Consider the following 26,979-nt stretch of genomic DNA (forward strand, 5'->3'; position numbering starts at 1 on the left):
CGGGTGGACGACGTGTTCCGGGCGCTGGCCGACGCCAGCCGCCGGCGGCTGCTCGACCGCCTCAACCTTCGCAACGGCCAGAGCCTGCGCGAGCTGTGCGCCGGGCTGGACATGACCCGACAGTCGGTGAGCAAGCACCTGGCGGTGCTGGAGGCGGCCGGCCTCGTCACCACCACCCGACACGGGCGGGAGAAGCTGCACCACCTCAACGCCGCCCCGATCAACGCCGTCGCGGACCGGTGGATCGGCCGGTACGACCGGGGCCGGGCGCAGGCCCTCGCCGACCTGCAGACAGCATTGGAGGGGCAGCCCATGGCGAGCCCGACGTTCGTCTACACCACCTACATCCGCACCACCCCGGAACGGCTCTGGACGGCGCTCACGGCGCCCGAGTTCACCCGCCGCTACTGGGGCGGCGTCACCCTCGTCTCCGACTGGCGGCCCGGCTCGCCGCTGCTCTGGCAGGACTCCCCGGACGGCGAGCCGAAGGACCTCGGGCAGCGGATCCTGGAGGCCGAGCCCTACCGGCGGCTCGCGTACACCTGGCACGGCTTCCAGCCCGAGCACGCCGCGCACTTCGGCTGGTCCGACGAGGAGTTCGCCGCCCGGCTCGGCGAGCGGCGCTCGAAGGTGACCTTCGAGCTCGCCCCGCACGGCGAGACCGTCCGGCTGACGGTGACCCACGACGACTTCTCCCCGGACAGCGAGATGCACCGGGCGATCAGCGGGCAGCTCGAGGGCAGCGGCGGCTGGCCGGAGCTGCTGGCCAGCCTCAAGAGCCTGCTGGAGACCGGCGCGCCGCTGCCGGAACCGGTCGCGGCGGACTGAGCCCGCCGGCCACGATCGACCGGCCCGCGCCCTCGCGCGGGCCGGTCGGGCCGGAGCTGCCCACCCCCGTGGCGACAGCCCGGCCCGGCGCCTCACCGGCGGGCGGTGCGGCGCAGCAGCGGGAGGAGCACGGCGGCGGCGACCAGGTGCAGGGCGACCAGCGTCAGGGTCGCCGCCGTGCCCACTCCCCCGCCCAGCGGGCCGAGCAGCGACAGGAGCAGCACCAGCCCCGCCGTGCCGGTCCAGACGGCGCGCGCCCGGCCGGTGAACCGCTCCAGCAGGGCCAGCAGCGCCCACGCCGCCAGACCGGCGAGCAGGGTGCTGACCCCGACCGCGGCCGCGGTCACGGACTGTTCCGTCCCGCCGTTGCGCACGACCAGGTCGACCCCGGCCACGGGGACGGCGGCGACCCACCCGGTCAGGGTGGCGGCGGTGGCGGCGAGCACCGCCAGGGCGCGGTCGCGGCGGCGCGCCGGGCGGGCGGCGGTGACGGCGGGGGCGGCGGCGGTCGTGGTGTCCATCGGTGCGTACCTCCAGGATCGGGATCGGTCACCAGCGACGCTAGGCGCGCACGGGGGGTCCGCGGATCGCGCCGCGGACCGGTTCGCCGCTCCGTCCCGGGGACCAGAGCCGGCCCGGATCTCCGTCTGGCGACCGATGAGCCCGAGCCGGTGCACGGCCTAGCATCCGGGTCGTGAACCGCCGGCCCCGCTCCCGTGTCCTGCTGCTGCTCGACGGCGGCATCGCCGCCGTGATGCTCGCCGTCGCCCTGACCGTCCTACTCGCCCCGGGCACGCCCCCGGCCTCGGCGGGCGGGACCGCCGCCGCGGCCGGCCTAGCCGCCGCGCAGGCCAGCTGTCTGCTGTGGATCCGCCGGCGACCGGGGTACGCGCTCGCGGTGGCCGCCCTGGCCGGTGTCGGGTTGGAGGTGCTCTGCCCTCCGCTCGGCTGGCTCGGCCTGGTCAACGTGCCGCTGGCCTACGTCGCCCGGCTCCGCCCGCCCCGGTTCTCGCTGGTCGCGCTGGGGCTGCTGCTCGTCCCGACGCCCTGGGAGCTGGTCACCGGGGGTTGGCGGGACCTGCTGTTCGCGGTGACCGCCCTGGGCCTCGGCTGGACCCTCGGTGAGCTGCAACGGGGGCACTTCCAGCGCCGCCACGACCGGCAGCGCCAGGTGCTCGCCCGGGAGCGGGAGCGGATCTCCCGCGAGCTGCACGACGTGGTGGCCCACCACGTGGCGGTCATCGCCGTGCAGGCCGCCGCCGCGGAGGACGTCTTCGACGCGCACCCGGAGCGGGCCCGCGCCGCGCTCGGCGCGATCAACACGGCGGCCCGGTCGGCGCTCACCGAGCTGCGGGCCATGCTGCACGCGCTGGCCACCGACGACGGCACGGATCCGGACGGGCCGCAGCCCGGGCTGGCGCAGCTCGACGCCCTCGCCGACGCCGTCCGGGCGGTGGGCCTGGAGGTCACGATGGACCGGGACACCGGCGGGGCGGACCTGCCCGGCGGGGTGCAGCTGTCGGCGTACCGGATCGTCCAGGAGTCGCTGACCAACGCGCTGCGGCACAGCCACGCCACCCGGGCCGACGTCAGCGTCCGCTACGGTGACGGCGTGCTGAGCCTGGCGGTGGTCGACGACGGCAGCGGGCCGCCGCGCCGCGCCGGCACGGGCGCGGGCCGGGGCATCGTCGGGATGCGCGAGCGGGCCCGGCTGCTGGGCGGCACGCTGGAGGCCGGTCCGCTGCCCGCCGGAGGGTTCCGCGTCGCGGCCCGCCTGCCCGTGGCGGCGGCGCAATGAGCGCGAGCGTCCGGGTGGTTATCGCCGACGACCAGGAGCTGATCCGGGCCGGGCTCGCGATGGTCATCGACGCCCGGGCCGACCTGACCGTGGTCGGCGAGGCCGCCGACGGGGTCGAGGCGGTGGCGGTGGCGAACCGGACCCGCCCCGACGTGGTGCTCATGGACGTGCGGATGCCCCGGCAGGACGGCATCGCCGCCACCCGGGAGCTGGTGTCCGGCGGCAACCCGGCACGCGTGGTCATGCTCACCACCTTCGATCTCGACGAGCACGTGTACGCCGCGTTGCGCGCCGGCGCCAGCGCCTTCCTGCTGAAGGACACCCGCCCGGCCGACCTGGCCGAGGCGGTGCGGGTGGTGGCCCGGGGCGAGGCGCTGCTCGCGCCCACCGTGACTCGCCGGCTGCTGGACCGGTTCGCCGACCAGTTGCCCGGCGCGTCCGGCGATCGGGGGCGGCTCGCGGCGCTCACCGCCCGCGAGGTGGAGGTGCTGACGCTCGCCGCGCGGGCACTGTCCAATGCGGAGATCGCCGAGCGGTTGTTCCTGAGCACCGCCACCGTGAAGACGCACGTGTCCGCCATCCTCACGAAGCTGGGCCTGCGCGACCGGATCCAGGCGGTGGTCTTCGCCTACGACGTGGGCCTGGTCCGCCCCGAGCCGCCGCCCCGCTGACATCGCCCGCTCCGGTCGAGCGGCTCATCGGGGATCGAACCGGACAGACGCGCCGGCACCGTCGGGACGGGACGTTCCGCGCAGGGCCGGACGAGCCGCCGCGCCCGGTTGCCCGTGCTGGGCGGGCATGTCCGTCGCACCCGGGAGCGACCGGGAACACGTGACGGCAGCGAAGATTTCTCAATTACGCCGAGTGACCGCCCCAACCCTCCTAGTGTTGGCCACACCGGTGCTAGTCACGGAGTTGGCCACCCGAACGACGTCCCACGCAGACAGCGGACGAAAAGTGAGGGAAGACGCGGATGAAGGCAAAGACAGTTCTCGGATCGGCGGCGGTCGGCGTGGGCCTCGGCACACTGCTGCTCCCGGCCGCCGCCCTCGCGGACACCACCGTCTCACCGGCCACCACCCCGGTCGGCGGGACCGTCGTGCTCACCACGACGTCGTGCAACCCGAAGGCCGGTGACGCGCTCTTCCGCGTCACCGGCCCGAACCGGGACCAGAACGTCAGATCCACCACCGCCGCGGCGGGCGGCGGGCTGAGCGCCGAACTCTTCACCGCCGGGTTCACCCTCGGCACGTACACGGTCACCACCACCTGCGGCGACGGCAGCAACGGCGGCACGGCCAGCTTCACCGTCACCCCGATCGGCGGCGCGCAGGCCGGCGCCGGCGGCGGGGACGGCGACACCGGCGTGCTGGTCGCGGGCGGCGCCCTGGCCGCCGCGGCCGTCGCCGGCGGAACGTACGTGCTGGTGCGCCGCCGCCGGCGCGCGACCGCCGTCGCCTGACGGCCCGTCACACCATCCCTGAGCGGATGCCCGCGCCGGTCCGACCGGCGCGGGCACCGCGTCCACGACGGACGGAGGTGGGACCCTGTCGTCGCAGCACCACCGGGCGGGCGGTCCGTCGCGGACCCGCACCGCCGTCATCGTCGCCGCGATCACCCTGGCCGGCGCCACCGGCGCCGGACTGGTCGCCGCCGGCCTCGGCACCACCTCCACCCCGCCGCCCCAGCCGGGCGCCTCGGTCGCACCGACCGTCGAGCCCTCCGGCGCGGCCGGCCCGGTGCTCCCCAGTTCCGAGCCGGTCCGGGTCACCATCCCGCGGATCGGCGTCGACGCCGACATCGTCCCGGTCGCCACGGACGAGAACGGCGCGCTGGAGGTGCCACCGCTGGACCATCCGGAGATGGTCGGCTGGTACCGCCGTGGCCCGACCCCCGGCGAGGCCGGCAACGCCGTGCTGGTCGGGCACGTCGACACGCTGCGCGGCCCGGCGGTCTTCTTCGACCTGGGCCGGCTGCGCCCCGGCGACACCGTCGAGGTGACCCGCACCGACGGCCGGGTCGCGGTGTTCAGCGTGGACGGTGTCGGCGCCTACCCGAAGGAGCGCTTCCCCACCGAGCGGGTGTACGGGGGCGGCGCCGAGGCCCGGCTCCGGCTCATCACCTGCGGCGGCCGGTTCAACCCGCGCATCGGCAGCTACCCGGACAACATCGTGGTCTTCGCCACCGCCGCCCGCTGACGCGGGCCGGGCACCGTTGGAGCACCGGCAGGCCGTACGGTAGGCCGTCAGTTCCTCGGCGGGCGGAGGTGCGCGGTGGGCCGGTCGGCGTTACGGACCCGGCGGGGCGGCCGACTGCTGCCCGGCCTCCTGACCCGCCTGCTCGGGCGCGCGGACGAGGTGGCCGGCCCGACGCCCCGCCGGGCCAACCCGGACGCCGTGGTGGACTGCGCGGTCTACGTGGCCGGCCGGCGGGAGCCGGGCCGGCCGCACTACGCCGACGCGTACGACCGGGCCCGCCGCACCCGGCGCGCGTTCGTCTGGCTCGGGCTGCACGAGCCCGGCGCGGCCGTGATGGCCGCGGTCGGGCGCACCTTCGGGCTGGACGAGCTGGCCGTGGCGCAGGCCCTCGCCGACGGGCACCGCCCCACGGTGCAGCGGCACGGTGACGTGACGCTGCTGGTCCTGCGCACGGCCGGCTACGTGGAGCACACCGAGCTGACCGCCACCTCCGAGGTGATCGACACCGGTGACGTCATGGTGTTCCTCGGCGACCGGTTCGCGCTCACCGTCCGGCACGGCGCGAGCGGCGCGCTGACCCCCGTGCGGGAGGACGTGCAGCACCGGCCGGGCGTGCTGGCCGAGGGGCCGTGGGCGGTGGCGTACGCGGTCTGCGCCCGGATGGTCGACCTCTACCTGGAGGTCGCCGGGCACCTGGAGCGGGACCTGGAACGGGTCGAGGAGAGCGTCTTCGCCCGCGACCGGGACGCCGACATCCAGCACATCTACCAGCTCAAGCGGGAGGTGGTGGAGTTCAAGCGGGCGGTGCTGCCGTTGCAGGCGCCGCTGCGGGCGCTGCTGGAGCAGCGGGGCGAGGGCCCGCCGCCGGGGCTGCACCGCTGGTTCGCCGACGTGGAGAGCCGGCTGACCCGGGCGGTGGACCGGATCGGCTCGTACGACGAGCTGCTCAACTCGATCCTCCAGTCCCGGCTGGCGCAGCTCGCCGTCGAGCAGAACAACGACATGCGCAAGATCGCGGCATGGGCGGCGATCGCCGCGACGCAGACCGCGGTGGCCGGCGTCTACGGGATGAACTTCGCGCACATGCCGGAGCTGGGCTGGCGCTACGGCTACGCGGGGGCCCTGCTGCTCATGGCGACGGCCGCGGTCACCCTGCACCGGCTGTTCCGGCGCTCCGGCTGGCTCTGAGGAGTCACGCGCTGTCCAGGTCGGACAGCTCGGCGTCGAGCAGCCCGGCCAGTTGGGCCACCCGCCCCGGGTCGGACTCGGCCGTGATGCCCCGGCTGGGCATCTCCACGGTCATGAGCAGGTAGAGGTGCAGCCGGTAGAGCCCGAGCCGGCGGCGCGCCCCGGCGTCCAGCGGGAACGGCGCGGCCGCCCGGTAGGCCCGCACGAGGGGGTCGTCCGGCTCGTCCTCGGCGCGCCGGAACAGCAGCGGCGACACCAGATCCAGCAGCGGGTCGCCCCAGAGGTGGCGCTCGCCGTCGACCAGCCCGGTGAGCCGGGGCGTCCCGTCGGGGTCGTCGAGCGCCAGGACGTTGCCGGCCCAGCCGTCGAAGTGGAGCAGCGCCGGGCGGCGGACCGCGTCGAGGACGCCGGCGTGCCGGTCGACCAGCTCGCGGATCCGGGCCGCCGGCACGGGCAGCGGCACCGACCAGTCCGCCGCGTCGGCGAGCAGGTCGTCCAGCATGGCCGTGTACGCGCCGCGCCAGGTGGGCGCGCCGGTCCGGCCGCCGTCGTAGCCGTAGCGGTCGCCGGTGACACCGTGCAGCGCGGCCAGCGCCCGGCCGAGCTGGGCCCGGAGCGGGCCCACCTCGACGCCGGCCCGGGTCAGGTCCCACAGGGTGCGGCCGGGCAGCAGGCCGGTGAGCAGCCAGTCGCCGAGCACCGGGTCGCGCCCGTGGTGCAGCAGCGGCGGCACCGGCACGGCGGGCGCCCGCGCGGCGACCAGCCGCAGGTAGCGCGCCTCCGCGCCGATCATGTCCCGCTCGTAGCGGAGCAGCGGCACGTGCGGCGGTGGGCCCACCTTGAGCGCCACGGCCCGCCCGTCGTCGAGGGTCGCCCACCAGACGGCGGCGAAGCCGCCGCCGGCCAGCGGCCCGCAGTCGGTCACGCCGGGCGCGGGGCCGAGCGACGCGGCCACGTAGCGCCGGACCTGATCCGGGTCGAGGTGGCGTTGGGTCGGGCTCATGTCCCGCACCACGCTAGCGGCCGGGCCGCGCGGGCGCTGTCCCGGAAACCGCCGGGCGGGGTTCCGTAGGCTGGCGCGCATGATGTGGCGGCGGTACGTGGCGATCGGCGACAGCACCACCGAGGGCCTGGACGACCCGGACGAGGCGGGCGGCTACCGGGGCTGGGCCGACCGCTTCGCCCTCGCCGTGGCCCGGGCCCAGGGCGGCCTGGAGTACGCCAACCTCGCCATCCGCGGCCGCACCACCGCCCGGATCCGGAGCGAGCAGCTGCCCGTCGCGCTGGAGCTGGCGCCCGACCTGGCGACCGTGGTGGCCGGCATGAACGACGTGCTGCGACCGTCGTTCGACGCCGACCGGGTGGTCGAGGACGTGCGCGCCATGCAGCGCGCACTGGTCGGCCAGGGCGCCACGGTGCTCACCTTCACCCTGCCCGACCCGGCGCCGGTGATGCCGCTGGCCCGCCCGCTGCGCGGCCGGGTGCTGGCGCTCAACGAGGCGGTCCGGGCGGCCACCGCGGAGACCGGGGCCACCCTGCTCGACCTGGGCGCGCACGCGGTCGCCTCGGATCCCCGGCTGTGGAGCGACGACCGGCTGCACGCCAACACCGCCGGCCACGAACGGATCGCCGCGGCGCTCGCGCACACCGCCGGCCTGCCCGGGTACGACGACTCGTGGTCGCACCCGCTGCCGGTGGCCGCCCGCCGCCCCCGGCGGGAGGCGGTCCGCGCCGAGCTGGCCTGGACCCGGCGGCACCTGCTGCCGTGGCTGGGCCGGCACCTGCGCGGGCGTTCCTCCGGCGACGACCGGGTGGCGAAGCGGCCGGTGCCGCTGCCGGTGGAGCTGCCGGCCTCCTGAGCAGCCCGACCGGGCAGAGCTGCCGTCCGGAACCGCGACCCCGGCGACCCTTGCGGAGGGTTGCCAGGCGGTGAACAGGTGACGAGGATCACTCGGAGGATCGGTCCCCGGCCTCGATGGACGGAGACCTGGCGACAAAGGAGTCCCCCGATGCCTGATCTCCACCGGCGCACCCTGCTGCGCGGCGCCGCCACCGCGGCCGGCGGCGCCGTCCTCGGCGGCCCGTTCATCGGGTTCGTGGCGCGCGGCGAGGCCGGCGCGGCCGGCCGGCGTCCGGCACCCCGCCCGGCCCTGGGGCCGGTGCCCGACCTGCGCGACGGCACGGTCCGCCTGCACCTGCCCCACGGCTTCCAGTACCGCTCGTTCCACGACACCGAGTTCCCGGTCACGCTCGACGACGGCACCCGGCTGCCCGGCCGGCACGACGGCATGGGCGCCTTCCGCGGGCCGGACGGCACCGTCCGGCTGGTCCGCAACCACGAGGTGAACAATCCCGGCCCCGCCTTCGGCGACGCCGCCGCGGCGTACGACCCGATGGCGCAGGGCGGCACCACCACGATCGAGGTCACCCGCCACGGCGAGGTCCGGCGCTCGTGGACCAGCCTGAACGGCACCATGATGAACTGCTCCGGCGGCCGCATGCCCTGGGGCAGCTGGATCACCTGCGAGGAGACGGTCAACGGGCCGGACGTCGGCCCGGACTTCACGGGCGCCTCCAACGTGCCGCTCACCCAGCCGCACGGCTTCGTCTACGAGGTGCCGGCGGGCGGGCAGTCGGACCGGGCGCCGGTCCCCGCCGCCGGCCGCTTCGCGCACGAGTCGGTGGCCTACGACCCGCGGGGCGGGCACCTCTACCTGACCGAGGACAACTTCGGCTACCCGTCCGGCTTCTACCGGTACACGCCCCCGGTGGACCCCATGAAGTGCGGCCGCCTGGCCGACGGGGGCCGGCTGCAGATGCTCGCGGTGCGCGGCCGCCGCAACCTGGACCTGGCCGCGGCGCAGCGGCGGCACGCGACGTACCCGGTGCAGTGGGTGGACATCGACGACCCGGCGCCGCGGTTCCCGTACACCCCCGGCGAGGTCGCGCCGACGACGAACGACCAGGCGCTGACGTACGTGTCGCGGCAGGGCTGGGCCCGGGGCGCCGCCTACTTCTCCCGGCTGGAGGGGTCGGCGTACGACGACGGCGTCGTCTACTTCACCGCCACTCAGGGCGGTGGCCCCGCCGAGACGTCGACGGGCCCGGTCGCCGACGGGTACGGCAACGGGCACGGCCAGGTGTGGGCGTACGACTGCCGGGCGCAGGTGCTGCGGCTGGTGTACGAGTCGCCCGGGCCCGATGTACTGGACTTCCCGGACAACGTGACCACCAGCCCGCGCGGCACGCTGGTGGTCTGCGAGGACAACGTGGACGACAACTACGTGCGCGGGCTCACCCCGCGCGGCGAGTTGTTCGACATCGCGTTGAACCGGCTGGTCAGCAGCACCGGGGCGGACCGGTCCAACGACGAGTTCGCCGGCTCCACCTTCAGCCCGGACGGGCACACCCTGTTCGTCAACATCCAGGCGAGCCGGGGCATGACGTTCGCGATCTGGGGTGACTGGTCCCGGATCGGGGTCTGAGGCACCGGCGGCGGCGGGTGGGGTCCCACCCGCCGCCGCCGGGTCAGGGCTCAACGCTCGATCGGCCGGCGGGTGCGCCCCCGCTTCAGCTCGAAGAAGCCGTCGGTGCCGGAGACCAGCAGCACCCCGTCCCAGAGCCGGCCGGCGTCCTCGCCGCGCGGGATCGGCGCCACCACCGGCCCGAAGAACGCGTTCACCCGCCCGTCGGCGCCGGTGACGTGGATGGTCGGCGTGCCGAGGTCCTCGCCGACCGGGGTCAGACCGGCCTGGTGGCTGGCCAGCAGGGCCGCGTCGTGCTCGGTGGTGTCGGCGGCGTCGGCCAGGTCGACGGGCAGGCCGGCCTCGGTCAGCGCCGCCACGTACAGCTCCCGGCCGATCGGGGCGCCCTCGTGGTGGATCCGCTCGCCCAGCGCCGTGTAGAGGTCGCGCAGCACCTCCGGGCCGCACTTCTGCGCGGCGGCCACGCAGACGCGGACCGGGCCGAGGCCCGGTTTCAGCCACTCCCGGTACCACTCCTCCAGCCCGTCGCGCCCCTCGTTGAGCAGGGACAGGCTCATCACGTGGAACCGGACCCGGACCTCGCGGACCCGCTCCACCTCCAGCAGCCAGCGGGAGGCGTTCCAGGCCCACGGGCAGCGCGGGTCGAACCACATGTCGGCGGTCGTCATGATCGTCTCGGTCCCTTCGTTCTCCGTTGCCGGTCCCACGCTAGGCGGGTGATCGGCCCACCAGCAGTGCCGATCCACGTGCGTTTCACTGGGCCAATCCGCCGCGTGTTTGACCATCCGCGCGGTGGGAAGACACGCGCGCCGCGCGGGCCGGCCGGCCCGACGTCGCCGGACGCACCCGTCCGGGCCGCGGCGGACCGCGAGGAGGCACGATGGCCCAGGCGGCCACCAGACCGAGCAGCGCCAGGAAGGCCACCGGGGCCCGCAAGGCCCCGATGCCGAACAAGGCGGCGGCGAAGAAGGTCGCGACCGCCAGCAAGCGGGCGACCGGGGCGACCGCCGCCAAGACCCCCGGCGGGAAGCCGACACCGACCACCGCGCGGGCGGCGCGGAAGAAGGCCACCTCGGCCACCACCGCCACGCCCACCCGCAGGCCCACCGCCAAGGCGGTCGCCGCGAAGAAGGCCACCACGGCGGCCAAGAAGGCCCCCGCCACCAAGGCCGCGGCCAAGAAGGCGCCCGCCAGGAAGGCCGTGGCGAAGAAGGCGCCCGCCAAGAAGGCCGTGGCCACGAAGGCGCCCGGGACCAGGCGAACGGTGAAGAAGGCCCCGGCCACGCGGACCACGGCGAAGAAGGCGCCGGCCGCCAAGGGCACGGCCCACGCGGCCACCGTCAAGAAGGCCGCCGACCGCGCCGCCAAGGCCCAGCGGGTCGCCGCGACACGTACGCCGGCGAAGAAGGCGACCACCATGGAGTCGTTCGGCAACCGGCGGACGGCCCGGACGAGCGGCCGGTGAGCCGTCGGCGAGAATGACCGGGTGGCGAAACGCGGTGCCCGCCGGAGCGCGGCCGACCCGACCAGCGGGGCCTGTCCGTGCGGCTCCGGGCTGCCGTACGCGGACTGCTGCGGCCCGATCCACCGCGCCGCCTCGGCGGCGGCAACCGCCGAGGCGCTGATGCGCTCCCGCTACAGCGCCTTCGCGGTGGGCGACGCCGACTACCTGCTGCGCAGCTGGCACTCCACCACCCGGCCGCGCCGGCTGGAGCTGGACCCGGGCACCCGGTGGACGCGGCTGGAAGTGCTCGACACCGATCGGGGCGGGCTGTTCGACAGCGCGGGCACGGTCCGGTTCCGTGCCCACCACCGGGAGGCCGGCCGGCCCGGCACGGTGGCCGAGCACAGCCGGTTCGTCCGGGAGGACGGCCGCTGGGTCTACCTGGACGCGCTACCCGACTGACCGCCGGCCGGCGCGGGTCAGGGCCCGGTGACCGCGGCGCGCACCGGCAGGCCGAGCCGGTGGACCGCGGCCCGGACCAGCTCGTCCGGCGGCGCGGCCACCTCCAGCACCACGCCGGACTCGTCCGGCCCCAGGTGCTCCAGGATGGCCCGCTGCGAGTCGAACAGGCTCGCCGGCATGTAGTGCCCGACCCGCCGGTCCAGCCGGTCCCGGATCAGCTCGGCGGCCCCGTCCAGGTGCAGGAACTCCACGTCCGCCGGCCCCTGCCGCAGCACGTCCCGGTACGCGCGCTTCAGCGCCGAGCAGGTCAGCACCGTGGACACCCCCTCGGCGTGCCGTTCGGCCATCCACCCGGCCAGGGCGCGCAACCAGGGCCAGCGGTCCGCGTCGGTCAGCGGGACGCCGGCCCGCATCTGGGCCACGTGCGCCTCGGTGTGGAACTCGTCGGCCTCGGCGAACCGCAGGCCGGTCAGCTCGCTGATTCCCCGGGCCACCGTCGTCTTGCCCGCCCCGGACACGCCCATCACCACGACGTGCCGGGTGGGCGGCCGGTCACCAGTCATGGACGGTGCCGTCCTTGAGCCGGTTGAACGGCAGGTACGCCGGCTGGTACGGGAACCGGGCGGCCGCCTCGTCGTCCAGCTCGACGCCGAGACCCGGCCGGTCGCCGGGGTGCAGGTAGCCGTCGGCGAAGGTGAACGACTGCCGGAACACCTCGTTGGTGAGCGGGCCGTGCTGCATGTACTCCTGGATGCCGAAGTTGTGGATGGCCAGGTCCAGGTGGAGCGCGGCGGCCATGCCGACCGGCGAGATATCGGTCGGGCCGTGGATACCGGACTTGATCTGGTACTGGGCGGCGTAGTCGAGCAGCTTCCGCATCGCCGTGATGCCGCCGGTGTGGGTGACGGCAGACCGGACGTAGTCGATCAGCTGTTCCCGGATCAGGGTCTGGTAGTCCCACACCGTGTTGAAGACCTCGCCGATGGCCAGCGGGGTGGTGGTGTGCTGGCGGACCAGCCGCAGCGCCTCCTGGTTCTCCGCCGGGGTGCAGTCCTCCAGCCAGAACAGGTCGTACGGTTCGAGCGTCTTGCCGAGCTTCGCGGCCTGGATGGGGGTCATCCGGTGGTGGCCGTCGTGCAGCAGCGGCAGCTCGGGCCCGAACTCGTTGCGGACCGCCTCGAAAACGGCGGGCAGGTGGCGCAGGTAGGCGCGGGTGTCCCAGTCCTCCTCGGCCGGCAGCGGGATGCGCTGGGCGGGCTCGTAGTCGTACCGCTTGCCGTCGACGCTGGGCTGGGCGGCGACGCCGTACACCGCGTTGATCCCCGGCACCGCGGTCTGCACCCGGATCGACCGGTAGCCCTGCTCCAGGTGCGCGCGGATGGAGTCGAACAGCTCGGGCAGGTCCCGACCGGACGCGTGCCCGTACGCCATGATCCCGGTCCGGGACGCGCCGCCGAGGAGCTGGTAGAGCGGCATGCCGGCGGCCTTGGCCTTGATGTCCCAGAGCGCCACGTCGACGGCGGCGATGGCCGCCATGGTCACCGGCCCGCGCCGCCAGTAGGCCGACCGGTACAGGAACTGCCAGGTGTCCTCGATGCGGTGCGGGTCCCGCCCGATCAGCAGCGGGACGACATGGTCGGCCAGGTAGGACGCGACCGACAGCTCCCGGCCGTTGAGGGTGCCGTCGCCGAGCCCGGTGAGCCCCTCGTCCGTGGTGATCCGGAGGGTGACGAAGTTGCGGTCGGGGCTGGAGACGATCACGTCCGCTGCGACGATCTTCACGCGGATGCCTTTCTCGGGGTGGGTCAGCTCTCGGGGTGGGTCAGCGAAGGGTGTCGCCGGGTTGCCGGGAGTCCAGGAGGGACAGCTCGTCCCGGCGCGGCAGGGTCTCCCAGTCACCGGTTCCGGCGACGGCGAAGGCGCCGAGGGTGACCGCGCGGCGCAACCGCCCGGCCAGGTCGAGCCCGTCCAGGTGGCCGGAGAGGTAGCCGGCCGTGAAGGCGTCCCCCGCGCCGACGGTGTCGACCGCCGTCACGGGCAGCGCCGCCGCGTCCCGGCGACCCTCCCGGGTGTACGCCCGGGCGCCGTCGCCGCCGAGCTTCACGAGCACGGTCGACACGCCCCGGGCCAGCAGCCCGGCCACCACGGTGTCCTCGTCGGCGCCCGGCGCGCCGACCAGGTCCAGTTCGTCGGCCGAGGCGACCACGACCGAGGCGTGCCCGGCGAGCGGGGTGAGCACGGCCCGCGCGGCGTCCCGGGTCCACAGCTTCGCCCGGTGGTTGACGTCCAGGCAGACCAGCGTCCCGGCCCGGGCGGCGGTCTCGGCCGCCCAGCCGGCGGCCTCCCGGGCGCCCGCGGAGAGCGCCGGGGTGATCCCGGTGAGGTGCAGAACCCGGGCGCCGGCGGCCAGGGCGGGCCGCAGGTCGTCGACGCCCAGCGCCGACCCGGCCGAGCCGGCCCGCTGGTAGAGCACCCGGGTCAGGTCGGCGGTGCGCCGCTCCAGGAACATGAGGCCGGCGGGGCGCTCGGGGTCGCGGACCACGTGGGTCACGTCGACGCCCTCGGCGCGGAGCTGGCGCAGCAGGAAGGTGCCCAGCTCGTCGTCGCTGACCCGGCCGCCGAAGGCCGCCCGGTGGCCGAGCCGGGCCAGGCCGATCGCCACGTTGGCCTCGGCCCCGGCCAGGTGGGCGGTCAGCGCGCCACCGGCCGTGAGCGGCCCGGTCGACCGCAGCGACACCAGGGCCTCGCCGAAGGTGAGCAGGTCGAGGCCGGTCATGCGGCGGCGGCGAGGTAGGCGCGGGCCCGCTCGCGCAGGGCGCCGAGGTCGCCGCCGGAGGCGGCGTCGCCGACCAGCGGACCGCCGACCCCGACGGCGATCGCCCCGGCGGCGAGGTAGCCGGGCAGGTCGGCCAGCCCGACGCCGCCGACCGCGACGAACGGGATGTCCGGGAACGGGTCGCGCAGCGCCTTCAGGTACGCGGGCCCGCCCAGCGAGGCCGGGAAGAGCTTCACGGCGGCGGCCCCTGCCCGGACGGCCGCGTACGCCTCGGTCGGGGTGAGCGCCCCGGCGGCCACCGGCAGCCCGCGGCGGGCCGCCTCGCCGATCGAGTCGACGACGGCCGGGGTGACGACGAACTGCGCGCCGGCCGCGGCCACGTCGGCCACGTCGGCCGGGGTGAGCACCGTGCCCGCGCCGACCAGGGAGCCGGGCGGGGCGGCGGCCCGGATGGCGGCGATGGCGTCCAGCGCGCCGGGCGTCGTCAGGGCCACCTCGACGACGCGGACGCCCTCGGCGAGCAGGGCCGTGCCCGTGGCGATGGCGGCGGTCGGGTCGGTGCCGCGGATGACCGCGAGCAGGCGGGTGGCCGCGAGTTCGGCGGTGAGGTCGAGGGTCATGGTCACCATTCCGCGTAGGAGCCGTCCCGGTGCCGCCACATGGGGCTGCGCCAGGCGTGGCCGCGCCGGTCGGCGGCGCGTACCGCCGCCTCGTCGATCTCGATGCCCAGGCCGGGCGCCGTGAGCCGCTCGACGTAGCCGTCCACGAAGGTCAGCGGCGTCTTGTCGAGGCAGTAGTCGAGCACCTCGGCGCCGAGGTTGTAGTGGATGCCGATGCTCTGCTCCTGGATCAGGTAGTTCGGCGTGGCGAAGCCGACCTGGAGACAGGCCGCCAGGGCGATCGGGCCGAGCGGGCAGTGCGGGGCGAGCTGGACGTCGTACACCTCGGCCAGCGCGGCGATCTTGCGGACCTCGGTGATGCCGCCGGCGTGCGAGAGGTCCGGCTGGGCGACCGCGATGCCGGCCTGGAGGACGGGCAGGAACTCCTGCCGGCTGTAGAGCCGCTCCCCCGTGGACACCGGCGTGGTCGTGGAGCGGACGAACTCGCCGATCAGGTGCGAGTTCTCCGGCACCACCGGCTCCTCGAGGAAGAACGGCCGGTAGGGCTCCAGCAGCGGGGCGACCCGGCGGGCGCTGGCCAGGCTGAACCGGCCGTGGAAGTCGACCGCGACGTCCCGGTGGTCGCCGAGCACCTCGCGGGCGGCGGCCACCCGCTGGACCACGCCGTCGAGTTCGGCCACCGAGGCCACCGCACTCATCCGGCCGGCGGCGTTCATCTTGACCGCGGTCAGGCCCGTTTCCAGGGCCGCGCCGATCTGGTCGCGGACCTCGCCGGGCTCGTCGCCGCCGACCCAGCCGTACACCCGGATCCGGTCCCGGACCGGGCCGCCGAGCAGCTGGTGCACGGGCGCGCCCCAGTGCTTGCCGGCGATGTCCCAGAGGGCCTGGTCGAGGCCGGCCACGGCACTGGCCAGGATCGGCCCGCCCCGGTAGAACGACCCCTTGGTGAGCACCTGCCAGTGGTCCTCGATGCGCAGCGCGTCCCGGCCGATCAGCAGTTCGGCGAGCTGGTCGACGGCGGCGCGGACGGTCTCGGAGCGCCCCTCGCAGGTGGCCTCGCCCCAGCCGACGATCCCGGATCCGGTCTCCACCCGGACGAAGAGCCAGCGGGGCGCGACCAGGAAGGTCTCGATGCGCGCGATGGTGGTCACGGTGCTCAGCCCTTCGTCGCGCCGGCGGTCAGGCCGGAGACCACGTACTTCTGCACGAACAGGGCGATCACCATGATCGGCAGGGTCACCACGGTGGCCGCCGCCATGAGGCCGCCCCAGTCGATGCTGGCGTACCCGACGAAGTCGAAGATCGCCACCGGGAGCGTCTTCGTGTCCGCGCCGGAGAGGACCAGGGCGAACATGAAGTTGTTCCAGGAGAAGATGAAGGACAGGATGCCCGCCGTGGCGATGCCGGGCACGGACAGCGGCAGGGTGATCCGGCGGAACGCGCCGATGTGGGTGAGGCCGTCGACGAGGGCCGCCTCCTCCAGCTCCTCCGGCAGGCCGTCGAAGAAGCCCATCATGATGTAGACGATCAGCGGCAGCGACACGAACATGTGACTGAGGATCAGCACCGTGAAGCCGCCGACCAGCTGCAGGTTCGAGAAGACGTAGTACCAGGGCACCAGCAGCGAGACGCCGGGAATGACCCGGGCCATCAGCACCACGAGGGCCGACTTCTTCATGTTGAACCGGCTCATCGAGTACGCGGCCGGCACGCCGAGGATCAGCGACAGCACGGTGGCGGCAAACGCCACCCAGAGACTGTTGCCGATGAACGAGACGTAGTGCGACTGCTTCAGGACGGTCGCGTAGTTGTCCAGGGTCGGCGAGAAGACCAGCGCCTTGCCGGTGTCGTAGATGTCGACGTTGGTCTTGAAGGACGCGGCGATCATCCAGAGCAGCGGCGTGACCAGCGAGAGCACCACGACCACGAGCGCGACCACCCGGAAGACCCGGTACGCGGGACTGGCCTTCATCGCTTGGCCTCCTTGCGCCGCGCGGTCAGGGCCCACATCGACCCGATGATGATCAGGAAGAAGAGGATGAGGACGGTGGAGGAGACGCCGTACTCGTTGTAGTCGAAGCTCAGCCCGTAGGCGTACACGTTCAGGGTCTCCACCTCGTGGAAGGAGCCACCGCCGCGGCCCTTGGTGGCGTAGAGGATGTCGAAGGTCTTCAGCGCGTCGATGCCGCGCAGCAGGATCGCGACGATCACCGTGGGCATGACCAGCGGCAGGGTGACGTGCCGGAACCGCTGCCAGCTGCTCGCGCCGTCGATCCGCGCCGCCTCCTGGGGTTCCTCGGACAGCGAGGTCAGCCCGGCGAGCAGGATCAGCACCACCATGGGCGTCCACTGCCACACGTCGATGAAGATGGTGGTGGGCAGCGCGGAGTGCTGGCCGGCGAGCCACGGCTGCGGGCCGATGCCGACCCAGCCGAGCACCTGGTTGGCCAGGCCGATGTTCGGATCGAAGATGAGCCGCCACATCATGCCGACCGCGACCGGGGTGGCGACCAGCGGCATGAGGATGGCCACCCGGACCCACTTCTGGCCCTTGAACGGCCGCCACAGCAGCAGCGCGACGGCCATGCCGAGGACCACCTCGAACAGCAGCGCGACGACGGTGAAGGCGGCGGTGCGGCCGACCGCCGGCCAGAACCGGTCGGTGTCCGACAGCACGTCGAGGTAGTTCCGGAAGCCCACGAACTCGCTCTCGGCGCGGACGGAGCCCTCGGCGTCGGTGAGGCTGAGCCAGGCGGTCCAGCCCAGCGGGATCACGATCAGGGCGGCGACGAAGGCCATCGCGGGCGCAGCGAACAGCCACTTGCGGTGGTCGTTGGCCCAGCGCGCCCAGCCGGGCGTGTCGGGCATGACGCCGGCGCCGCCGGGGGCGCGGCGGGGGGTGGTGACGGTTGCCATGAGATCTCCGGGGTGGGCGGACCGGCAGGGGTACGCGGGTGGTGGAGCGAGCCGCCCCACCACCCGCGCGCGGGCTACTTGGCCTCGTCGTCCAGGAACTTCTGGAAGGCCTCGTTGGCGGTGTCGGCGGCGGCCGCCGGGTCCTTGCCGGTGATCGCGTCGACGATCGGCTGACCGACGAGCTCGCGGGCCTGGCCCACCTTCACGACCACGGGCCGGTCGTGGGCGACGCCGTCCTTGGTGCTCGCGGTGATGGCCTCGACCAGGTCCTTCGGGTAGCTCGCGGTGCCCTCCGGGTTGGCCCAGACCGAGGTACGCGCGCCCGGCACGCCGGCCTTCTGCTGCGCGAGGGTCTGCTCCTTGCCGGTGGCCCACTCGATGAACTTCCAGGCGTTGCTCTTGTTCTTCGAGGCGTCGTTCACGCCCAGCGCCCAGGAGGGGATGTTGTACGGCTTGGAGCCGGCCGGGCCGGCCGGGAACGGCGCGAAGCCGACGGTGTCGGACACCTTGGACTTGGCCGGGTCGGTGGCGTTCTTGTAGAGCGAGTTGGCCTCGGTGTAGAAGGCGGCCTTGCCCTGGGTAAAGATGGCCATGGCCTCGGGCCAGCTCATGTCGGTGCTGACGTTGGCCGGGCCGGAGTCCTTGATGAGCCCGCCGTAGAAGGCGTACGCCTGCTTGGCGGCGTCGCTGTTGACGGTCGCCTTGCCACTGCCGTCGACGAAGTCACCGCCGAAGCTGTAGAGGAAGCTGGAGAACTGGGTGACCGCCGGCGACTTGCCGGTCCGGGCCACGAAGCCCGCGGTGCCCGGGACACTGGCCTTGACCTTCGCGGCCGCGGCCTTCAGCTCGTCGAGGGTCTTCGGCGGGGCGCTCAGGCCGGCCTTGGCGAGCAGGTCCTTGCGGTAGTACAGGACCTCCTGCTCGGTGATGATCGGCACGCCCACCGGCTTGCCCTCGTACGTGGTGGCCTCGACCGGGCTGGGCTGGAAGTCGGCGTAGTCCCAGTCCTTGTTGGACTTCACGTGGTCGGACAGGTCGGCCAGGTACTTGTTCTTGGCGAAGAGCTTCCCCTCCTGGAGGGGCCGGTACATCATCACGTCGAGGTCGGACGAGCCGGCGTTGAGCTTGACGTTGTACTGGTCGGAGAGCTGGTCCTCGCCGAGCTGGGTGATCTCGACCTTGAGCCCGGTCTGCTTCTCGAACTCGGGCAGGGCGGCCTTGATGTTCTCCGTCCACACGTGGTTCGCCAGGGTCACGCGCACCGTCTTGGACGCGCCGCTGTCATCGCCACCGCCGCCGCAGGCGGCCAGGCCCATGGCGGCGACCACGGCCAGAGACGTACCGAATATCGATCGACGTCGCACGTCTTCTCTCCTTTTCTCGTGGTCGCCGCCCCGGGGGAAGAGCGCCACAACGCTGTAACGTCCGCTTAACCACGGGATGCTAGGCGGATAAAGCTGATTTATTCAAGGGTCGATCACCAACTGATATGCTCCGACCCGTGGATCACTCCTCCTCCGGGGGCGAGACCGGGCTGCACGCCCGCGTACTCGACGAACTCGGCACGGCCGTCTGTGGCGGCGAGCTGCCCGCCGGCTCCGTGCTCAACATCGACGAGCTGGTCGACCGGCACGCGGTCTCCCGGTCGGTGATCCGCGAGGTCCTCCGGGTGCTCGCCTCGATGGGCCTCATCGAGACGCGGCGCCGGGTCGGCGTCCTGATCCGCCCCGCCGAGGCCTGGAACGTGTTCGATCCGCAGGTGATCCGCTGGCGGCTCGCCTCCGCCGGCCGGATGGCCCAGCTCCGCTCGATCACCGAGCTGCGGACCGCGGTGGAGCCGCACGCCGCCTGGCTGGCCGCCCGCCGGATCACCCCCGACGACGCCAGCGACCTGGTCGGGATCGCGGCGAAGATGTGGGCCGCCGGGCAGGCCGGGGACGAGGACCGCTTCCTGCGCCTGGACATCGAGTTCCACCGGCGGGTGCTCGCCGCATCCGGCAACGAGATGTTCGGCAAGCTGCGGGAACTGGTCGCCGAGGTGCTCACCGGCCGGCACCACTACCACCTCATGCCGCACCACCCGGACCAGCAGGCGCTGCAACTGCACGCCGACGTGGCCTCGGCGTTGCAGCGCCGTGACGGCGAGGCGGCCCGCCGGGCCATGGTGCAGATCATGGAGCAGGCGTTCGACGAGATGAAGTCGATGTGGGAGCAGACCACCGAGCCGGGACCGGTGAGCTGACCCTCTCCCCCTCCGGCGGTCGGCGGCGTACGCTGGGCTCGGCGCAGTCCCGCGCCTCACCTCCAGCCCGGTGCTCACGCCACCGGCTCCGCGGAGGCAAAGGGGGCCCGAGCCCTCGGGACGCGGTGCCGTCCGGCCCACCCGACATGCGCCACCTGCCCACGGCGAGGTCGACCGGGAGCGTGAGTCCCTGCGACCGCGCCGTCGACAGGGAGCATGAGATGACAAGCCAGAGGTCGTTCAAGTCCCGGGTCCGCGCCCGGATGGCCCGCACCGGCGAGAGCTACACGACGGCCCGCCGGCAGTTGCTCGCCCGGGTCACGGCCGCCCCGGCGCCCACCGTTGACGCCGGCCGCGGCCAGCAGGACCGGATCTCCGCCGCGCTGCTGCGCGAACGGACCGGCCACGACTGGGACGAGTGGTTCGCCCGGCTCGACGCCTGGGGCGCCGCCGGCCGGACCCACACCGAGATCGCCCGCTGGCTGGTCACCGAGCACGAGGTGCCGGGCTGGTGGGCGCAGACCGTGACCGTCGGCTACGAGCAGGCACGCGGGCTCCGGGCGCCGGGCCAGCGCCGCGGCGGCGGCTTCGAGGCCACCGGAAGCCGCACGGTGGCGGTGCCGGTGACGGTGCTGTTCGAGGCGTTCGCCGACGAGGCGGTACGCCGGCGGTGGCTGCCCGACGTGGCCGTCCGGGTCCGCACCGCCACCGCGCCGAAGAGCTTCCGTGCGGACTGGGCCGGCGGGCCCAGCCGGATCGTCGTCGGCTTCACCCCGGTGAGCGGGAGCAAGGCCCGGGTGGCCGTGCAGCACGAGAAGCTCACCGGCGCCGAGGAGGCCGACCGGCTCAAGGCGTACTGGCGGGACCGCCTCGCGGCCCTGAAGCAGCTGCTGGAGCAGCCGGAGGTGACCCGATGAGCGCCGCGACGTTCGTCAACCTGCCGGTGGCCGATCTCGACCGGGCGGTCGAGTTCTTCACCGCCCTGGGCTTCACGGCCTCGCCCCGGCGCCCCGGCGACGACAGCGCCCGGCTCGCCCTCGGCGACACCACCCACCTGATCCTGCACCACCCGGCGGCCTTCGCCGCGTTCGCCGGAGCCGAGGTGTGCGACACCGCCACCAGCCGGGAGGTGATCGTCGGCATCGGCGTCGACCGGCGGGAGCGGGTGGACGCTCTGGTCGACCTGGCGGTCCGCGCGGGTGGCACCTCGCTCGGCCCCGGTCAGGACCTCGGGTTCCTGTACATGCGCGGGTTCCGGGACCTCGACGGCCACCAGTGGTCGTTCCTGCACCTGCCCGGCTGACCCGGTGACGGTGCCGGCGGCCGCCCGGCCGCCGGCACCAGCGTCAGCCGAACGCGACCGCCGCCAGCCAGCGGTCCAGCAGCGTCGCGTCGCCGAGCACCTCGACGACCGCGGTGTCGACCGGGCGCCGCCGGTAGACCATGAGCAGCAGCTCGGTCACCGGGCCGCGGACCGCCACGGCCGCCTTCTCGTGCGCCCGCCGCCAGGCGAGGGTGTCCCCCGTGAGGTCCACGAGCCACTCCGCACCCGTCTCGGCGGGCACGTCGGTGGCGTGCAGGTGCAGGGTGCGGTCGGGGCCGAGCAGGTCGCGCCGATGCGGGAAGATGTCCAGCATCTGGGGCAGGGAGCCGAGCTCCATCCACTCGTCCAGCGCGTCGACCGCCACGGCCGGATCGACCGCGAAGTCCACGCCCAGGGCGAGGGCGGCGTCCGCCCGGTGCAGCAGCGTCTCGTTGGCGAACCGGCGCGCCCAGAACACCCCGGCGGCCGGCACCGGCATCGGCGTCCAGGTGGCCACGTCGGGTCCCGCCTCACCGAGCGCGCCGGCCAGCGCGGCGGCGCTCTCGACCAGCCAGGGACCGACCACGGCCGGCTCCTCCCGGGCGTACGGGGACAGGTCGCGGAATCCGGTGTCCGACGGTGGCCGTTCGGCGCGGGTGCGGACCACGTCGGCCGCCCAGCGCTGGCCACCGCCGAGGTGCCGGGCCAGCTGGCCCACGTTCCACCCCGGGCACGAGGAGACGGGGGTGGTCAGGTCGGCTTCGTCGAGGTGGGTGCGGAGCAGGTCGCTCTGGGCGACGATCTCGGCGCGGTGGCGGTCGAAGCTCAGGGCGGCCATCAGCCCACCGTAGAGGCCGAACCGCCGTCCCGGCGGGAGCCACCGGTGGGCGTTTCGTGCCGCCCCGGGCCGGTCAGGGCGTACGGGGCAACGGCTGGGCCAGCGCGCCGATCTCCCGCGGCAACTGGGCCAGGGCGTGCTCGAACTCGACGTGCCCGACCACCCGGTGCAGGGTCTGCAACACCGCCCGGGCGCCGCGCTCGGCCAGGTCCGGCGCGGTGCCGGCGCGCTCGGCCACCCGGCGCAGGAACTCGTCGTACCCGAACGCCTGCGGCTCCTCCGGGCGGGCCCGGGCCAGCAGCGGGCGCAGCTCGTGCGCCACGTGGTCGGCCAGGTCCGCCGCCTCGCCGCCGCTGATCCGCTCCGCGAGCGTGCGCAGTGTCGCCTCGGTCAGGGATCGCGCGGTGTCCGCCGGCACGCCCGCCCGCTCGGCCACCTTCGCCACGAACTCCAGCTCCGCCATCGTCGGTCCTTCCGTCCCGGAGACGGGTGGCTACCCGCCGACGACCACCACAAACGACCGCCGTTCGGGCGAAAGACCGGAAACCGGCGTCGGCCGGGGCCACGACCGCCAGGATCGGGACGTGGCCGCCAGGATGCCGACGCTCGTGCCGCCGATGCTCGCCGGGCTCGGCGCGCTGCCCACCGGGCCCGGCTGGGGCTACGAGTTCAAGTGGGACGGCGTGCGCGCGGTGGCCTACGTCGCCCGCGGGCTGCGGCTGCTCAGCCGCAACGACCGGGACGTCACCCGGGCGTACCCGGAACTGGGCGAACTCACCGACCTGCTGGGCGGGCGGCGGGCGGTGCTCGACGGCGAGATCGTGGCCCTCGACGCCGGCGGCCGGCCCAGCTTCTCCGCGCTCCAACGGCGGATGCACGTCCGCGCGCCGGCCGCCGCGCTGGTCGCCTCGACCCCGGTCCGGTACTACGTGTTCGACCTGCTGCACCTCGACGGGCGGGACACCACGGCCCTGCCCTACACGGAACGCCGCGCGGCGCTGGAGGAGCTGGGGCTCAGCGGCGAGACCGTCGAGACACCGCCCTACTGGACCGGCGAGGCCGGCCGGGACCTGGCCACGGCGGCGGCCGAGCTGGGGCTGGAGGGGGTGGTCGCCAAGCAGCTCCGGTCGGCGTACGAGCCGGGCCGACGGGGCGCGGCGTGGGTCAAGGTGCCGCTCAACGACACCGTCGAGGTGATCGTGGGCGGCTGGAAGCCCGGCTCGGGCCGGCGGGCCGGCGCCATCGGGTCGCTGCTGCTCGGCATGTACGACGAGCACGACCGGCTGCACTACATCGGGCAGGTGGGCACCGGGTTCACCCAGGCCGTGCTGCGGGACCTGGCGGGCCGGCTGGAGCCGCTGACCCGGCCCGACCCGCCGTTCGCCGAGGTGCCGCGCGAGCACGCCCGCCACGCCGTCTGGGTCGCCCCCGTGCTGGTCGGTGACGTCACCTTCCGGTCGTGGACGCCCGACCGCCGGCTGCGCCACCCCTCCTGGAAGGGGCTGCGCAGCGACCGGGACCCGGCGGAGATCCGGCTGCGGCGCTGACCGGGTGCCCCCGCCGCCACGCCGTCAGGCCAGGGCGCGCGCCGCGCCGACGATGGCGTGGGGGCCGATGCCCGCCATGTCCATCTGCTGGGTCGGGGTGCCCGAGCCGGGCAGCCCGCGTACCGCCAGGTGGCTCACGCGCACCGGCTCGGCCAGGTCGGCCAACGCCTCCAGCACGGCGGACCCCAGCCCGCCCTGCGGATAGTGGTCCTCGACCACCACGAGCCGGCCTGCGGTGTCGCGTACGGCGTCGAGCAGCCGCTGCCGGTCGATCGGCTTGACCGAGTAGAGGTCGACGACCCGCGCGTCGATGCCCTCCCGGGCCAGCTCCTCGGCGGCGGCGAGGCAGTTGTGCACGGTCACCCCGGCGCCGATGAGGGTCACGTCGGTCCCGTCGCGGACCAGCTTGCTGCCCCCGATCGGGAAGTCGTCGCCGTTGTCGTAGAGCACCGGGTACTTGCCGCGGGTGGTGCGCAGGTAGCTCACACCCGAGCAGTCGACCATGGCGGCGACCAGGGCCGCGCAGGAGACCGCGTCGCTCGGGTAGAGCACGGTCGACCCGTGCACGGCGCGCAGGGCGGCGAGGTCCTCCAGCCCCATCTGGGAGGGCCCGTCCGGGCCGATCTCCACGCCGGCGTGCGAGCCGGCGAGGGCGATGTCGGCGCGGGAGATGCCGGCCATCCGGATGAAGTCGTAGGCGCGGGAGAGGAACGCGGCGAAGGTGGCCGCGAAGGGCCGGTAGCCCCGGACCCGCAGGCCCACCGCGGCGGCGATCAGTTGCTGCTCGGCGATGAACATCTCGAAGAACCGGTCCGGGTACGCCTCGCCGAACTTGTCGGACCGGGTGGAGTCGCTGACCTCGCCGTCGAGGACCACCACGTCCCGCCGGACGCCCAGCGCGCGCAGCGCGTCCCCGTACGCGTTGCGGGTGGCCACCTTCGCCCCCTTCTCGTAGCGGGGCAGCTCCGGCCGCTCCTGGGCCGGGGCGGGTGCGGGCGGCGCGGCGGCCGGCCGCGGCCCGGTGACCCGGATCTTCCGCACGCCGCCCAGCGCCTGGACGGCCCGCTCGGCCTGGTCCGGTTCGAGCGCCTTGCCGTGCCAGTCCGGCCGGTTCTCGATCTCCGGAACGCCCTTGCCCTTGACCGTCCGGGCGAGCACGACCGTCGGGCCGGTCGCCTCCCGGGCCCGCCCGAACGCCTCGTCGATCGCCGCGAGGTCGTGACCGTCGACGACGATCGGGTGGCAGCCGAACGCCTCGACCCGCCGGCGGTAGGTGTCCAGGTCCCACTCCAGCTCGGTCGGCCCGCGCTGCCCGAACCGGTTCACGTCCACGATCGCGGTGAGGTTGCGCAGCCCGAAGTGACCGGTCTTGTCCAGGGCCTCCCAGATGGAGCCCTCGGCCGTCTCGCTGTCGCCGCACAGCACCCAGACGTGGAACGGCACCCGGTCCAGGTACTGCCCGGCCAGGGCGATGCCGACGCCCACCGGCAGCCCCTGGCCGAGCGAGCCGGTCGCGACGTCCACCCAGGGCAGGACCGGGGTGGGGTGGCCCTGGAGGCGGGAGCCGGACTGGCGATAGCACTCCAGCAGCTCCTGCTCGCTGATCGCGCCGGTCGCCCGGAAGACCGCGTACAGCAGCGGCGAGGCGTGCCCCTTGGAGAAGATCAGGTGATCGTTGGCGCGGTTGCCCGGGTAGGACCAGTCGTAGCGCAGGTGGCGGGCGACCAGCACGGCGAGCAGGTCGGCGGCGGACAGGCTCGACGTGGGGTGGCCGGAGCCGGCCTGGGTGCTGCACCGGATCGAGTCGACGCGGAGCTGGGCGGCGAGGTCCGCCAGCCCGGCCAGTTCCTCGTCGCGCAGGGTGCGCTCTGCTTCCATGGTCACGACGCGTCGCCTCCGTCCGGGCCAGCCCAGGGCCGCTACCGCCCATACGGTAATCATGAAACAGCGGAATTTTCGGACAACGACCTATTCGACGGAACCGGGCGGACCGGCCGGCGGGTCGCCAGCCGGCCGGCCACCAGCAGGTACGGCAGCACGGCCACCGCGAACGCGACCGCGTGGCCGGCGGCGCCCGCGACGAGGCCGTACCCGGCGTAGACCCCGATGATCGTCAGGTCGGTGGCCATGCCCGCCACCGAGGTGACCGTCGCCCGGTCCGGCCCGCTGATCCGGGCCTGGAGCCGGACGTCGGCCAGCACGGTGGCCAGCTGGAACGCCGCGAACGCGAGACCCACCAGCACGAACCCGGCCGGATGGCGGACCAGTGCACCCGCGGCCAGGGCCAGCGCCGCGCCGGCCAGCAGGGTGGCGAAGCCCCGATCGCTCAGCCGCTCCCCCGCCGGGGCCAGCAGCCCGCCCACCGTGGTGCCGGCCCAGACCAGCACGAGCAGCAGCGGGACGGTGGCCGCCGGGACCCCGGTGTCCCGGGCCAGCAGCGGCGTGTACTCGTCCAGGCCGCCCCACACGGCGGCGACGGCCGGCACCAGCAGCAGGGCGGCCCGCACCGACCGGTCGGCGCGGGCCTCGGCCAGCCCGCCGCGCAGGCTGTCCCACCAGCCCGGCTCGGCCGGATCAGGCTGGTCGACGCCGGCCGGACGAGGCTGGTCGGCGCCGGCCGGATGAGGCTGGTCGGCGCCGGCCGCGCCGGGCCGGGTCGTTCCGGGCGGGTCCGGATGAGTCGCCGCGGTCGCGCCGGTCCCGGTCGTGCCGGCCGGGCCGTGGCGCGCCGGCTCCGCGGCACGATGCTCCGGGAACCGGGTGGCGACCGCCGCGGCGGCCAGGCACGCGGCCACGCTCGCCGCGCCGACCGCCGGATAGCCGCCGAGGGCCAGCACCGGGGCGGCCAGCCCCATGGCGGCGACCACCCCGAGCAGCTCGGCGGTCCGCGCCCGGCCGGCCAGCCGGGCGTACCGGCCGGTGGCGCCGAGCCGGTCGAGCTCGGTCCAGACCAGGGCCTCCTGGGCGCCGGAGCGCAGCGCCCCGCCCGCACCCCAGAGCAGGAAGCCGACGGCGAACGCCGGGTACGACGGGACGAGCACCCAGAGGGCGAAACCGGCGGCGGTCAGCAGCGGGGCGAGGACGAGCAGCAGCCGCCGGGAGACCGCGTCGGCCCAGGCGCCCGACGGCACCTCCAGCAGGATGCCGGCCGCCGACCAGAGCACGAAGAGCGAGGAGATCTGCCCGACCGACAGCCCGGTGTCGGCGAACAGCAGCGTGTAGACCGGATAGAGCAGGACCAGGTCGGTGAGGAACGCGTAGGCGTAGAGCGTGGCGGCGAGCCGGCGCTCGGCGGGCACGCGCGCGGAGACGATGAGCATGGAGGCCTTCCCAC

29 protein-coding genes are annotated in these 26,979 nt (G+C 74.6%); 14 read left to right on the top strand and 15 right to left on the bottom strand.

Translation table 11 applies throughout. The annotated features are described in order from the left end of the window. Positions 1-3 precede the first annotated feature (3 nt). The gene (locus GA0070214_RS01560; protein ID WP_091258205.1) at positions 4-828 is read left to right on the top strand and encodes an ArsR/SmtB family transcription factor; all 825 of its coding nucleotides are present in this window, start codon (positions 4-6) and stop codon (positions 826-828) included. Between the two features lie 92 nt (positions 829-920). On the opposite strand, the gene GA0070214_RS01565 is transcribed toward GA0070214_RS01560, so the two are convergent. Further along, the gene (locus GA0070214_RS01565) at positions 921-1,349 is read right to left on the bottom strand and encodes a DUF6069 family protein (protein ID WP_091258208.1); all 429 of its coding nucleotides are present in this window, start codon (positions 1,347-1,349) and stop codon (positions 921-923) included. Positions 1,350-1,522: 173 nt separating this feature from the next. On the opposite strand from GA0070214_RS01565, the gene GA0070214_RS01570 reads away from it, so the two are divergent. The 5 genes from GA0070214_RS01570 (at position 1,523) to GA0070214_RS01590 (ending at position 6,012) form a co-directional block, all read left to right on the top strand. Further along, a complete protein-coding gene (locus tag GA0070214_RS01570; RefSeq protein WP_244167496.1) occupies positions 1,523-2,626 on the top strand; it encodes a sensor histidine kinase in 1,104 nt (367 codons plus the stop codon). Beyond that, a complete protein-coding gene (locus GA0070214_RS01575) occupies positions 2,623-3,297 on the top strand; it encodes a response regulator (RefSeq protein ID WP_091258209.1) in 675 nt (224 codons plus the stop codon). The genes GA0070214_RS01570 and GA0070214_RS01575 overlap by 4 nt, the downstream gene beginning before the upstream one ends. 302 nt (positions 3,298-3,599) lie before the next feature. After that, positions 3,600-4,088 carry a hypothetical protein gene (locus tag GA0070214_RS01580; RefSeq protein ID WP_091258212.1) on the top strand — a complete coding sequence of 163 codons (489 nt, stop codon included), beginning with the start codon at positions 3,600-3,602 and terminating at the stop codon, positions 4,086-4,088. An 85-nt stretch (positions 4,089-4,173) separates the two neighbouring features. Continuing rightward, entirely contained in the window at positions 4,174-4,824 is a 651-nt protein-coding gene (locus tag GA0070214_RS01585; RefSeq protein WP_091258214.1) for a class F sortase, read from the top strand. A gap of 75 nt (positions 4,825-4,899) precedes the next feature. Beyond that, positions 4,900-6,012, top strand: coding sequence for a magnesium and cobalt transport protein CorA (locus tag GA0070214_RS01590; RefSeq protein WP_091258217.1), 1,113 nt, complete (start codon positions 4,900-4,902; stop codon positions 6,010-6,012). Positions 6,013-6,016: 4 nt separating this feature from the next. Here the strand turns inward: GA0070214_RS01590 and GA0070214_RS01595 are convergent, their stop codons facing one another. Next, entirely contained in the window at positions 6,017-7,015 is a 999-nt protein-coding gene (locus GA0070214_RS01595; RefSeq protein WP_091259794.1) for a phosphotransferase family protein, read from the bottom strand. A 79-nt stretch (positions 7,016-7,094) separates the two neighbouring features. Here GA0070214_RS01595 and GA0070214_RS01600 point away from each other — a divergent pair, with 79 nt between their 5' ends. Next, positions 7,095-7,871, top strand: a complete 777-nt coding sequence (locus GA0070214_RS01600; protein WP_091258219.1) for an SGNH/GDSL hydrolase family protein — start codon at positions 7,095-7,097, stop codon at positions 7,869-7,871. A gap of 150 nt (positions 7,872-8,021) precedes the next feature. Continuing rightward, positions 8,022-9,497 (top strand): PhoX family protein, encoded by a 1,476-nt coding sequence (locus tag GA0070214_RS01605; protein ID WP_091258221.1) that lies wholly within the window; start codon positions 8,022-8,024, stop codon positions 9,495-9,497. A 50-nt stretch (positions 9,498-9,547) separates the two neighbouring features. Here GA0070214_RS01605 and GA0070214_RS01610 read toward each other — a convergent pair whose 3' ends face one another. Beyond that, complete coding sequence (locus tag GA0070214_RS01610) at positions 9,548-10,165, bottom strand: mycothiol-dependent nitroreductase Rv2466c family protein (RefSeq protein WP_091258222.1); 618 nt, start codon at positions 10,163-10,165, stop codon at positions 9,548-9,550. Positions 10,166-10,377: 212 nt separating this feature from the next. Here GA0070214_RS01610 and GA0070214_RS32060 point away from each other — a divergent pair, with 212 nt between their 5' ends. Continuing rightward, positions 10,378-10,962 (top strand): histone H1, encoded by a 585-nt coding sequence (locus tag GA0070214_RS32060; RefSeq protein ID WP_208602667.1) that lies wholly within the window; start codon positions 10,378-10,380, stop codon positions 10,960-10,962. Between the two features lie 21 nt (positions 10,963-10,983). After that, on the top strand, positions 10,984-11,403 hold the full coding sequence (locus GA0070214_RS01625; protein ID WP_091258229.1) for a YchJ family protein: 420 nt from the start codon (positions 10,984-10,986) through the stop codon (positions 11,401-11,403). A gap of 17 nt (positions 11,404-11,420) precedes the next feature. Here the strand turns inward: GA0070214_RS01625 and GA0070214_RS01630 are convergent, their stop codons facing one another. From GA0070214_RS01630 to GA0070214_RS01665, 8 genes are all read right to left on the bottom strand, one after another. Then, a complete protein-coding gene (locus GA0070214_RS01630; protein ID WP_091258231.1) occupies positions 11,421-11,966 on the bottom strand; it encodes a gluconokinase in 546 nt (181 codons plus the stop codon). After that, positions 11,956-13,185, bottom strand: a complete 1,230-nt coding sequence (manD, locus tag GA0070214_RS01635) for a D-mannonate dehydratase ManD (protein WP_091258233.1) — start codon at positions 13,183-13,185, stop codon at positions 11,956-11,958. The genes GA0070214_RS01630 and manD overlap by 11 nt, the downstream gene beginning before the upstream one ends. 40 nt (positions 13,186-13,225) lie before the next feature. Next, positions 13,226-14,179, bottom strand: coding sequence for a sugar kinase (locus GA0070214_RS01640; RefSeq protein ID WP_091258235.1), 954 nt, complete (start codon positions 14,177-14,179; stop codon positions 13,226-13,228). Next, positions 14,176-14,799, bottom strand: coding sequence for a bifunctional 4-hydroxy-2-oxoglutarate aldolase/2-dehydro-3-deoxy-phosphogluconate aldolase (locus GA0070214_RS01645; RefSeq protein WP_244167498.1), 624 nt, complete (start codon positions 14,797-14,799; stop codon positions 14,176-14,178). Before GA0070214_RS01645 ends, GA0070214_RS01640 begins: the two co-directional genes overlap by 4 nt. A 2-nt stretch (positions 14,800-14,801) precedes the next feature. Continuing rightward, on the bottom strand, positions 14,802-15,950 hold the full coding sequence (dgoD, locus tag GA0070214_RS01650; RefSeq protein ID WP_091258240.1) for a galactonate dehydratase: 1,149 nt from the start codon (positions 15,948-15,950) through the stop codon (positions 14,802-14,804). A 5-nt stretch (positions 15,951-15,955) separates the two neighbouring features. Beyond that, positions 15,956-16,771: a carbohydrate ABC transporter permease gene (locus GA0070214_RS01655; RefSeq protein WP_091258242.1), complete on the bottom strand. Its 816-nt coding sequence runs from the start codon at positions 16,769-16,771 to the stop codon at positions 15,956-15,958. Then, on the bottom strand, positions 16,768-17,715 hold the full coding sequence (locus GA0070214_RS01660; protein WP_244167499.1) for a carbohydrate ABC transporter permease: 948 nt from the start codon (positions 17,713-17,715) through the stop codon (positions 16,768-16,770). The genes GA0070214_RS01655 and GA0070214_RS01660 overlap by 4 nt, the downstream gene beginning before the upstream one ends. Before the next feature lie 74 nt (positions 17,716-17,789). Next, positions 17,790-19,079, bottom strand: coding sequence for an ABC transporter substrate-binding protein (locus GA0070214_RS01665; protein WP_244167500.1), 1,290 nt, complete (start codon positions 19,077-19,079; stop codon positions 17,790-17,792). Positions 19,080-19,216: 137 nt separating this feature from the next. Between GA0070214_RS01665 and GA0070214_RS01670 the strand changes: the two genes are divergently transcribed. The 3 genes from GA0070214_RS01670 (at position 19,217) to GA0070214_RS01680 (ending at position 21,260) form a co-directional block, all read left to right on the top strand. Continuing rightward, on the top strand, positions 19,217-19,957 hold the full coding sequence (locus GA0070214_RS01670; protein ID WP_244167501.1) for a FadR/GntR family transcriptional regulator: 741 nt from the start codon (positions 19,217-19,219) through the stop codon (positions 19,955-19,957). A 221-nt stretch (positions 19,958-20,178) separates the two neighbouring features. Beyond that, positions 20,179-20,874: a DUF4287 domain-containing protein gene (locus GA0070214_RS01675; protein ID WP_244167502.1), complete on the top strand. Its 696-nt coding sequence runs from the start codon at positions 20,179-20,181 to the stop codon at positions 20,872-20,874. Beyond that, positions 20,871-21,260: a VOC family protein gene (locus tag GA0070214_RS01680; protein ID WP_091258247.1), complete on the top strand. Its 390-nt coding sequence runs from the start codon at positions 20,871-20,873 to the stop codon at positions 21,258-21,260. Before GA0070214_RS01675 ends, GA0070214_RS01680 begins: the two co-directional genes overlap by 4 nt. Before the next feature lie 43 nt (positions 21,261-21,303). Here the strand turns inward: GA0070214_RS01680 and GA0070214_RS01685 are convergent, their stop codons facing one another. Then, positions 21,304-22,098, bottom strand: a complete 795-nt coding sequence (locus GA0070214_RS01685; RefSeq protein ID WP_091258249.1) for a maleylpyruvate isomerase family mycothiol-dependent enzyme — start codon at positions 22,096-22,098, stop codon at positions 21,304-21,306. 73 nt (positions 22,099-22,171) lie between these two features. After that, the gene (locus tag GA0070214_RS01690; RefSeq protein ID WP_091258251.1) at positions 22,172-22,561 is read right to left on the bottom strand and encodes a DUF2267 domain-containing protein; all 390 of its coding nucleotides are present in this window, start codon (positions 22,559-22,561) and stop codon (positions 22,172-22,174) included. 121 nt (positions 22,562-22,682) lie between these two features. Between GA0070214_RS01690 and ligD the strand changes: the two genes are divergently transcribed. Beyond that, positions 22,683-23,645: a non-homologous end-joining DNA ligase gene (ligD, locus tag GA0070214_RS01695; RefSeq protein ID WP_425255413.1), complete on the top strand. Its 963-nt coding sequence runs from the start codon at positions 22,683-22,685 to the stop codon at positions 23,643-23,645. 24 nt (positions 23,646-23,669) lie between these two features. Here the strand turns inward: ligD and GA0070214_RS01700 are convergent, their stop codons facing one another. Together GA0070214_RS01700 and GA0070214_RS01705 are read right to left on the bottom strand one after the other, a co-directional pair. Then, positions 23,670-25,523, bottom strand: coding sequence for a transketolase (locus GA0070214_RS01700; RefSeq protein WP_091259803.1), 1,854 nt, complete (start codon positions 25,521-25,523; stop codon positions 23,670-23,672). Between the two features lie 59 nt (positions 25,524-25,582). Continuing rightward, positions 25,583-26,965: an MFS transporter gene (locus GA0070214_RS01705; RefSeq protein ID WP_091258253.1), complete on the bottom strand. Its 1,383-nt coding sequence runs from the start codon at positions 26,963-26,965 to the stop codon at positions 25,583-25,585. Between the last annotated feature and the right edge of the window lie 14 nt (positions 26,966-26,979).

The sequence above is a fragment of the Micromonospora chaiyaphumensis genome, from assembly GCF_900091435.1.
GTDB classification, from domain to species: Bacteria; Actinomycetota; Actinomycetes; order Mycobacteriales; family Micromonosporaceae; genus Micromonospora; species Micromonospora chaiyaphumensis.